Annotated in this window: 8 protein-coding genes; all 8 read right to left on the bottom strand. The window is 73.5% G+C overall.

The genetic code is table 11. The annotated features are described in order from the left end of the window. Positions 1–54: 54 nt before the first annotated feature. Positions 55–363 (bottom strand): acyl carrier protein, encoded by a 309-nt coding sequence (locus ACFXI4_RS41610; protein WP_385002036.1) that lies wholly within the window; start codon positions 361–363, stop codon positions 55–57. Positions 364–367: 4 nt separating this feature from the next. Further along, positions 368–943: a nuclear transport factor 2 family protein gene (locus ACFXI4_RS41605; protein WP_385002033.1), complete on the bottom strand. Its 576-nt coding sequence runs from the start codon at positions 941–943 to the stop codon at positions 368–370. Between the two features lie 34 nt (positions 944–977). Next, positions 978–1,403: an acyl-CoA carboxylase epsilon subunit gene (locus ACFXI4_RS41600; protein WP_385002029.1), complete on the bottom strand. Its 426-nt coding sequence runs from the start codon at positions 1,401–1,403 to the stop codon at positions 978–980. Then, complete coding sequence (locus ACFXI4_RS41595) at positions 1,400–2,911, bottom strand: acyl-CoA carboxylase subunit beta (protein WP_385002040.1); 1,512 nt, start codon at positions 2,909–2,911, stop codon at positions 1,400–1,402. The genes ACFXI4_RS41600 and ACFXI4_RS41595 overlap by 4 nt, the downstream gene beginning before the upstream one ends. Before the next feature lie 103 nt (positions 2,912–3,014). Beyond that, positions 3,015–3,860, bottom strand: coding sequence for a 4'-phosphopantetheinyl transferase family protein (locus tag ACFXI4_RS41590; RefSeq protein ID WP_385002026.1), 846 nt, complete (start codon positions 3,858–3,860; stop codon positions 3,015–3,017). Between the two features lie 8 nt (positions 3,861–3,868). After that, positions 3,869–4,324, bottom strand: coding sequence for an acyl carrier protein (locus ACFXI4_RS41585; protein WP_362730617.1), 456 nt, complete (start codon positions 4,322–4,324; stop codon positions 3,869–3,871). Between the two features lie 2 nt (positions 4,325–4,326). Next, complete coding sequence (locus ACFXI4_RS41580; protein ID WP_385002023.1) at positions 4,327–5,892, bottom strand: MFS transporter; 1,566 nt, start codon at positions 5,890–5,892, stop codon at positions 4,327–4,329. 4 nt (positions 5,893–5,896) lie between these two features. Beyond that, entirely contained in the window at positions 5,897–8,191 is a 2,295-nt protein-coding gene (locus tag ACFXI4_RS41575) for an SDR family oxidoreductase (protein ID WP_385002021.1), read from the bottom strand. Between the last annotated feature and the right edge of the window lie 2 nt (positions 8,192–8,193).

The following is an 8,193-nucleotide window of genomic DNA, read 5'->3' as shown; positions in this document are numbered from 1 at the left end:
TGGGGGTTTTGTTGCCCTCCTCCTCCACCGCCACGGCACAGGAGACCGGCAGGTTCAGGCCCGGTCGACCAAGTCGCTCAGCGTCGCGGCCAGTTCACCCACCGACTGTTCGCGCAGGAGGTGATGGGCGGGCACCGGGATGTTCAGGGCCGACTCCAGGGTGCGCTGGAGGGTCAGGGCCGTGAGGGAGTCGATGCCCTGGGTGTAGAGGGGCCGGTTGCGGGCGATGCGGTGGGCCGGCGGGATGTCCAGGTGCTGGGCGAGGTTCCGGCACAAAAACGTCTCGAACGCGCGCCGCCGGTCGTCGCCGGGAGTCTCGCGCAGGGCGCCCAGGTCGAGCGCGGTGGTCGGTGTGGCTGACACGGTCTCATCGTCCTTTCGTCTGGCGTGGGCGTGGCTGGGAGCTGCGCAGTGCACGGGGGTCGGGGCCGGGGCGCGGGCCGGCGCCGTCGGACCACGTCAGGTGGAAGCGCCAGCGGCTGAGCCGCCAGCCGTCCGGGGTACGGACCGCCTCGCCCTCGCTGTGGCCGCCGATGTCGAAGCGGCCGTCCGGGTCCGGACCGTCGTCGTGGTGGACATGGGACGCGACGAGATGGACGCGGATCCGGGCGGTGTCCCCGTCGACCCGGATGCCGTAGTTGGCGGCCAGGTGGTGGGTGCGGGCGAAGCGGGACTTGCGGTCGTAGTGGAAGGCGGCGGCCTGGTCACGGCCCTCGACCGTGCCGACCGGGAACTCCAGCCGGCAGTCCTGGGTGAAGACCGTGGCCGGCCAGGCGGGATCGAAGCCGTGTTCGTCCTGGGTGTCGAGGAGGGTGATGTAGCGGTCGATCAGTTCGGCGACGGCCGCACGGTCCGCGAGTACGGCGAACTCGGCACGCAGGGCGTCGAGCTCGGCACGCAGTTCGAGGACCGTGCCGGCGTGGTCGAGGGACGGGGACGTCATGGGGTCCGTGACTCCAATTCGGGTGAGGGGGCCGTCAGGCCGCGGGACTGCCCGCGACCCGCCAGCCGCGGGGGTCGCGGTGCGCCGCGAGGCGTTCCGGGCGGCGCCAGCCGGCCACCGGGCGGGGCTCCAGCGGGCAGGGGTCCGCCGCGGCCAGGGCGGCCGCGCGGGCCAGCAGGACGGTGGTCAGGGCGGCCAGCTCGGCGGGGCTCGCCACGCCTTTCACGACCCTGATGACCAGGGCGCCGTCCGCGCCGCGGGTACCACCGGTACCGTCCGCGCCGCCGGTGCCGGCCGGATCGCGGGTGCCGGCCGGGCCTCCGGAGCCACCCACGCCGGCCGGGCCTCCGGAGCCACCCACGCCGGCCAGGCCGCCGGTGCCGCCCGAGCCGGCGGTGCCTCCCGCGGCTCCCGCGCCGCCCGTGCCGTACGGGCCGGTCGCGGCCTCCGCCGTGCTCACTGCGGCGGGTTGCCGTGCTTGCGGCACGGCAGGTCGGCCTGCTTGCTTCGCAGCATCGCCAGGGCGCGGATCAGGGTGGAGCGGGTCTGCCGCGGGTCGATGACGTCGTCGATCAGACCCCGTTCGGCCGCGTAGTAGGGGTGCATCAGCTCCGCCTGGTACTCCTTGATCTTCTGCGCGCGGGTGGACTCGGGGTCGTCGGCGGCCGCGATCTCCCGGCGGAAGATGACGTTGGCCGCGCCCTCGGCGCCCATCACGGCGATCTCGTTGGACGGCCAGGCCAGCGCCAGGTCCGTGCCGATCGAGCGGGAGTCCATGACGATGTACGCACCGCCGTAGGCCTTGCGCAGCACCAGGGAGATGCGCGGCACGGTGGCGTTGCAGTAGGCGTAGAGCAGCTTGGCGCCGCGCCGGATGATGCCGTTGTGCTCCTGGTCCACGCCCGGCAGGAAGCCCGGTACGTCGATCAGGGTGACCAGCGGGATGTTGAAGGCGTCGCAGAACTGCACGAACCGTGCCGCCTTCTCGCTGGCGTCGATGTCCAGGACGCCGGCGAAGGAGGCGGGCTGGCTGGCGACGATGCCGACGACCTCGCCGTCCAGCCGGGACAGCGCGCACACCACGTTGGTCGCGAAGCCGGGCTGGATCTCGAAGCAGTCGCCGTCGTCGACGATCTCCTCGATGACGGACCGGATGTCGTAGACCCGGCCGGGGTCCTCCGGGACCAGTTCGAGGAGATGGTCGGTGCGCCGGTCGGCGGGGTCCTCGCTGGGCACCCGGGGCGGCAGGTCGCGGTTGTTGGACGGCAGCAGCGACAGCAGGTGCCGTACGTCCTCCAGGCAGCTGCGCACGTCGTCGTAGGCGAAGTGGGCCACGCCGGAGGCGGTGGCGTGGACGTCGGCGCCGCCGAGGTCGTTCTGGGTGATCTCCTCGCCGGTCACCGCCTTGACCACGTCGGGCCCGGTGATGAACATCTGGGAGATGTCGCGGACCATGAAGACGAAGTCGGTCAGGGCCGGCGAGTAGGCGGCGCCTCCCGCGCACGGGCCGAGCATCACGCTGATCTGCGGGATCACCCCGGAGGCGCGGGTGTTGCGCTGGAAGATGCCGCCGTAGCCGGCGAGGGCCGAGACACCCTCCTGGATCCGGGCGCCGGCACCGTCGTTGAGGGAGACCAGCGGGGCCCCGGCCGCGACCGCCATGTCCATGATCTTGTGGATCTTCTGGGCGTGGGCCTCGCCGAGGGCGCCGCCGAAGATGCGGAAGTCGTGCGCGTAGACGAAGACGGTACGGCCGTGGACCGTGCCCCAGCCGGTGATCACCCCGTCGGTGTACGGCCGCTTCTTCTCCAGACCGAAGCCGGTGGCCCGGTGCCGGCGGAGCATCTCGACCTCGTTGAACGACCCCTCGTCGAGCAGGAGTTCGATACGTTCGTACGCGGTGAGCTTGCCCTTGGCGTGCTGGCGCTCGGTGGCGAGCGGATCGCCGTGCCGGGCGGCCTCCTTCATCAGGCCGAGCTCCTCGATCCGCTCGGCGGCGCTCCACTGACCGCGGTGCTCACGGTCGTGCAGACTCGGGCGGTCGGCTTTCTGTTCGAGTGACATTGGTGGGTCACGCTCCCCAGTCGGATACTGCGGTGGTCGTGCCTTCGGCGCCCCGGTGCACGGGCACGCCCACGGTGCCGTCGGTGTCCAGGTCGACCGTCTGTCCCGCGTACAGCGCGAACGGCGGCACCCAGCGCACGGTGACCTGCTCAGGGGCCCCGCCGCGCACCGCGACGGCCGCGTTGTGCCGGGGTCCGGACGGCAGGTCGAGCAGCGTCCAGCCGGCCGGCCTGCGGTGCCGGTCGGCACCCAGGTAGTCGTGGCCGGGGTCGCGGGACAGACCGGTGCCCAGCGCCTTGAGGTAGGCCTCCTTGCGGGTCCACAGCCGCCCGAACGCGGCGCGCCGCTGCCCGGCGTCGTCGAGCGCCGCCAGCTCCGCCTGCTCCCCCGGGTGCAGCGCCGGGGTGCACACCTCGACGGTCTCGGCCCGCGGCAGCCGCTCCACGTCGGCGCCGACGACCGCACGGGAGACGGCGACCACGGCCATGCCGTGGCTGTGCGCCAGCGAGAAGTGCAGCGGCGGGTCGGGGTGGGTGACGGCCGGGCGGCCGTGCGGCTCCGCGCAGCCCGGGCAGGGCTCCCGCACGAACGGCACGTCCTGCGGGGCCAGTCCCAGGTAGGCCCCGAGCAGCCGGCGCAGGGCGACGTGCGCCGAGGCGTACGTCACCCCGTCCGTGGGCCGGACGAAGGACGCGGTCCGCCGGCGCTCCGCCTCGCTCAGCTCGGTCAGGTCGAGCAGCTCGGCCGCGGTCTCCAGCTGCGCCCGGCGGACCAGCCAGACGTCCAGCTGCCCGGCGGCCGGCAGCCTGGGGGCGACGGCGAGGGGGGCCGTGCCGAACTCCAGCACCGGCATCCGCCCGGTCACCTCGGGCTCGGCGCGTCGTGCGCGACCAGGTGGTACTCGGCCCTCCCGGCGTGCTTGTGCGGACTGTCCTCCGGGCCGAGCTGTCCGGCCAGGCACTCGACCAGCTCGGCGGCGCTGTTGGCGCGCAGCAGCCGGTTGAGGTTGACGTCGACGCGCAGCGCGGCCTCCATCCGGCGCTGCAGCTCCAGGCCGTTGATGGACCCGATGCCCAGGCTGTTCATCGGGCGGCCCACGGTGTCGATGCTCTCCGGCGACACCCGCAGCACCCGGGCGAGTTCGCCGCGCACGTAGGCGTCGATGATCCTGGTGCGTTCGGCGAGGCCGACGGAGGCTAGGTGCGCCAGGCTGGGCGGGATCACCTCGACGATCTGGTCGCGCTCGAACTCGTAGTCCAGATCGTCTAATTCGTCCTCCAGGCCGTCGAAGACCCAGGTCTGCGTTGTCTGGTCCATGGTCATTCCCCGTCGTGGAGTGAGGAGGGTGGGGTTTTTCGGATCAGGCCGGTGAGGCCGACGAGCAGGCCCAGGAAGCCGAGGACGGCGACCAGGGTCAGCGCGGGCCGGCAGGCGTCCGCCGCGGCGGCCGGGCCGGCGCCGGGCGCGGGCGCCCGGGCGGCGAGCAGCGCGGCGACGAGTGCGACCGTGACGACCGCGGCGAGCTGTACGGCCGTCTGGTACAGGCCACTGCCGGTGAGCCTGTCGGCGGGCGCGAGGCGGGACATCGCCTGCATGTTCAGCGCGGCGAAGGACAGCACGAAGCCGGCGCCGACCAGCAGCAGCGTGGGCAGCATGCGGCCGGGGTAGTCCAACGGCCACGCGTGGGGACGCAGTTGGAGCAGGTAGCCGGCGAACGCACAGGCGGCGCCGGCCACGATGAGACGGGGGGCGCCGAACCTGGTGACCAGGCGGCCGGAGGCGAGCGCGGTGAGCGCGGGGGGTGCGGCGGCCGGGGTGAGGGCGAGCGCGGCGTGCAGCGGGGACCAGTGGCCGAGGGTCTGGGTCCGGTACGTCAGGACGAACAGGAGGCCCAGGTAGGAGCCGTTGAGGCAGGCGGCGCCGGCGGCGGAGCGGAGCAGGACGGGGTCGCTGCGCAAGGGGCCGAGTTCGAACAGGGGGTCGGCCGATCTGCGCTCGATCTGCCACAGCGCCGCCAGCAGCAGTGCGGCCGCGCAGAGCGGCCCGACGGCTCTCGGGTCGCTCCAGCCGCGGCCGGGGAGCTGGGTGATGCCCTGGACGAGGGCGAGGAGGGTTGCCAGGAGGGTGAGGGCGCCGGGGATGTCGTAGCGCCGCGACGCCGTCGTTCGGGTGCGGCTCGGTGGGGGCTGGTCGCGCCCACGCGGCGGCAGCCGCAAGTCCGGTACAGCCCCGCGCCCCTTCGGGGCGCCGCCACCACCCCTCGTCACGGGGTTCGGGTCGGCTTCCTTCGGGATCAGGCTCAGCCCGAACGCGAACAGCACCAGCACCACCGGTGCCGGAAACGCGAACGCCCAGCGCCAGGACGTCTCCGTCAGCCAGCCGGAGAGGATCAGGCCCGCGGTGAAGCCACCGGCGCCGAAGAGGGTGTAGACGGAGACGGCGCGGGATCGGGGGCGGCCCTCGGGGAAGGTGCTGGTGATGATGGCGAGGCCGGTGGGGGCCGTGAGGGCCGCGCAGAAGCCCTTGACCAGGCGGGTGGCCAGAAGCAGCCACGGATCCTGGGCGAGGGCGCTGAGCGCGGACGCGGCGGCGAAGGCGAGCAGGGCCGCCAGATAGACACGGCGGCGGCCGAGCAGGGTCACCACGCGGGCGCCGAACAGCAGCAGTCCGCCGAAGCCGGCGGCGAAGCCGGTCATCGCCCACTGGCCGACGGTCGGCGCCACCCCGAGGTCCGTGCCGATGGCGGGCAGTGCCACCACCGCGACGGACACCTCCAGCGCGTCGATGAGCATGTTGCCCGCGAGGACGAGCAGCAGGCCCCACAGCCGGGGGCCGAACCGCTCGTCCGGGCCGGCGGCGACCGGTGACGGAAGGGTCCTGGTCACCGCGTCACCCGAGGAGCGTGCCGCCGCTCGCGTCGACGAAGGAGCCGGTGACCCAGCGGGCGTCGTCGGAGACGAGGAAGGCGATGACGTCGGCGACGTCCTGCGGTTCGCCGACCCGGTTGAAGGTGGACAGCGCCGACATGGCCTCGACGGCCTCGGGGATGCCGAACACCGGGTTGCCGTTGCGGGTGATGCCCGGCGCGACGCTGTTCACGGTGATCCCGCGCGGGCCGAGCAGCTTGGCGTAGTGGAGCGCCAGCTGCTCCACCGCGCCCTTGCTCATGGCGTAGGCGATCTCGTCCGGATTGGCGAACCGGGTCAGGCCCGAGGAGATGTTCACGATCCGGCCGCCGTCGGGCATGTTGACCAGGGCCCGCTGGATGACGAAGAACGGCGCCTTCGCGTTGACGGCGAAGATCCGGTCGAACTGCTCAGGGGTGGTGTCCTCGGCCTTGACCCCGCCCATCACACCGGCGTTGTTGACCAGGATGTTCAGCTCGGTCTCGCCGGTGCGCTCCTTCAGCCCCGCCTCCACGGCGAGGAACAGCTCGTGGACGTCGCCGGGCGTGCCCAGCTCGGCCTTGACCGCGAACGCCCGGCCGCCGTCCTTCTCGATACCGGCGACCACCTCGGCGGCGGCCTCCTCGCTGGTGCCGTAGTGCACGGCGACCAGCGCGCCGTCGGCGGCGAGCCGCTCGGCGGTGGCCCGGCCCATGCCCCGGCTGGCGCCGGTGACAAGGGCCGTCTTTCCGGTCAGGTTACCCATCTTCCTTCTCCTGCCAGTCAGTTGTGGTGAGTGGGCGACGGCCCGCGTGGCGGGGGCAGCGGGTGCGGTGGGTGCGAACCAGCGGCCGAGGGCCTCGCGCAGCCCGTCCGCGGAGTTGCCCGCCCAGGCGACGTAACCGTCGGGTCGTACGAGCACGGCCCCGAAGGAGAGCGGACCGGTGTCCTCGGGACGGGCGGTGACCGTGTCGACCGAGGCCGACCAGTCGCCGGCCGCCCCGGTCAGCGACCCGTCCGTGACGAGCAGCAACCCCCGTGCGGGGTGCAGCAGTTCGGCGGTGGTCGCGCCCGAGTCCAGCCGCAGCTCGGGCAGCCGTGCGCCGACGGGACCGGGTCCGTCGCCCTGCGGATCGTCGCCGTACCGCACGTCGAGACCGCTGATCATCCCGGCGAGGTGCGCGCGGACGTTCTCGTACGAGGTGAGTTCGCCGACGACCGAGCGCACCGGGTCCACCTCGGGCCCGCCGAGCAGCAGCCGGGCCTGGGCGCGGATGTTGGACAGCACGCGCCGCCCGACCGCGTGCCGTTCGTCGTGATACGTGTCCAGCAGCCCGGCCGGGGCCCGGCCGAGGACGGTGGCCGCGAGCTTCCAGCCCAGGTTGACGGCGTCCTGGAGGCCGAGGTTGAGGGCCTGGCCGCCGATCGGCATCTGCTGGTGGGCCGCGTCGCCGGCGAGCAGCACCCGGCCGGTGCGGTAGCGCTCGGCCTGCCGGGACACGTCGCCGAAGGAGTTGACCCACAGCGGGGTGCCGTGGGCGATGTCCTCGCCGGTGACGTCCCGCCAGGCGGTCACGATGTCGGCGAACTCCGCCTCGCCCGAGCCACGGGGCGGGGTGCCGAACCGGTGGACCATCACCCGGGTGACCCCGTCGCCGCGCCGGGCGGCGATGGCGAGTCCGTTCGGCAGCCGCTGGAACCGTCGGTTCGGGACGTCTATGCCGTCGACGTCGGCGCGGATCAGCTCCCGTCCGGCGTCGTTGCCGGGGAAGGGGATGTTCGCGAGGCGGCGTACGACGGATCGCTCCCCGTCGCAGCCGGCCACGTACCGCGCGGTGAACTCCTTGCGCTCGCCTCCGCGTTCGGCGGTCACGACAACCCGGTCGCGGTCCTGCCGCAGCGCCACGACCTGGTGGCCGCGCAGTACCCGCGCCCCGAGCCGCCGCGCCCAGGCGCCGAGGAGTTCCTCGGTGCGGGTCTGCGGGACCTTCCACTGCCCGGGGTGGCTGCTGGGCAGGGTGAGGTCGAGCGGGAGGCCGCCGAAGTGTCCGCGGGGTTCGTGGGGCGGCGGCTCGGGGTCGCCGAAGCCGCCGGGCCCGTCGAGCAGGCCGCGCTGCCGGAGCAGTTCCATGGTGCGGGCGTGCAGGGTGGACGCCCGCGACTCGGCCGTCGGGGCGTCCAGCCGTTCCAGTACGGTCACTTCGGCGCCGCCGAGCCGCAGTTCCCCGGCGAGCATCAGCCCGACGGGACCGGCGCCGACCACCACGACGTGCGTCTCGACCGCGTCGGCACCGGCCATGG

The organism is Streptomyces sp. NPDC059224 (assembly GCF_042754285.1).
Taxonomy (GTDB): Bacteria; Actinomycetota; Actinomycetes; order Streptomycetales; family Streptomycetaceae; genus Streptomyces.
This window is presented reverse-complemented; position numbering and strand designations above follow the sequence as displayed.

What these genes read in the sequence shown, in the direction of transcription:
- ACFXI4_RS41595 (WP_385002040.1), bottom strand. Translation starts at nt 2,911, where the DNA reads ATGAAGGAGGCCGCCCGGCACGGCGATCCGCTCGCCACCGAGCGCCAG.
- ACFXI4_RS41590 (WP_385002026.1), bottom strand. Translation starts at nt 3,860, where the DNA reads ATGCCGGTGCTGGAGTTCGGCACGGCCCCCCTCGCCGTCGCCCCCAGG.
- ACFXI4_RS41585 (WP_362730617.1), bottom strand. Translation starts at nt 4,324, where the DNA reads ATGGACCAGACAACGCAGACCTGGGTCTTCGACGGCCTGGAGGACGAA.
- ACFXI4_RS41575 (WP_385002021.1), bottom strand. Translation starts at nt 8,191, where the DNA reads ATGGCCGGTGCCGACGCGGTCGAGACGCACGTCGTGGTGGTCGGCGCC.
- ACFXI4_RS41605 (WP_385002033.1), bottom strand. Translation starts at nt 943, where the DNA reads ATGACGTCCCCGTCCCTCGACCACGCCGGCACGGTCCTCGAACTGCGT.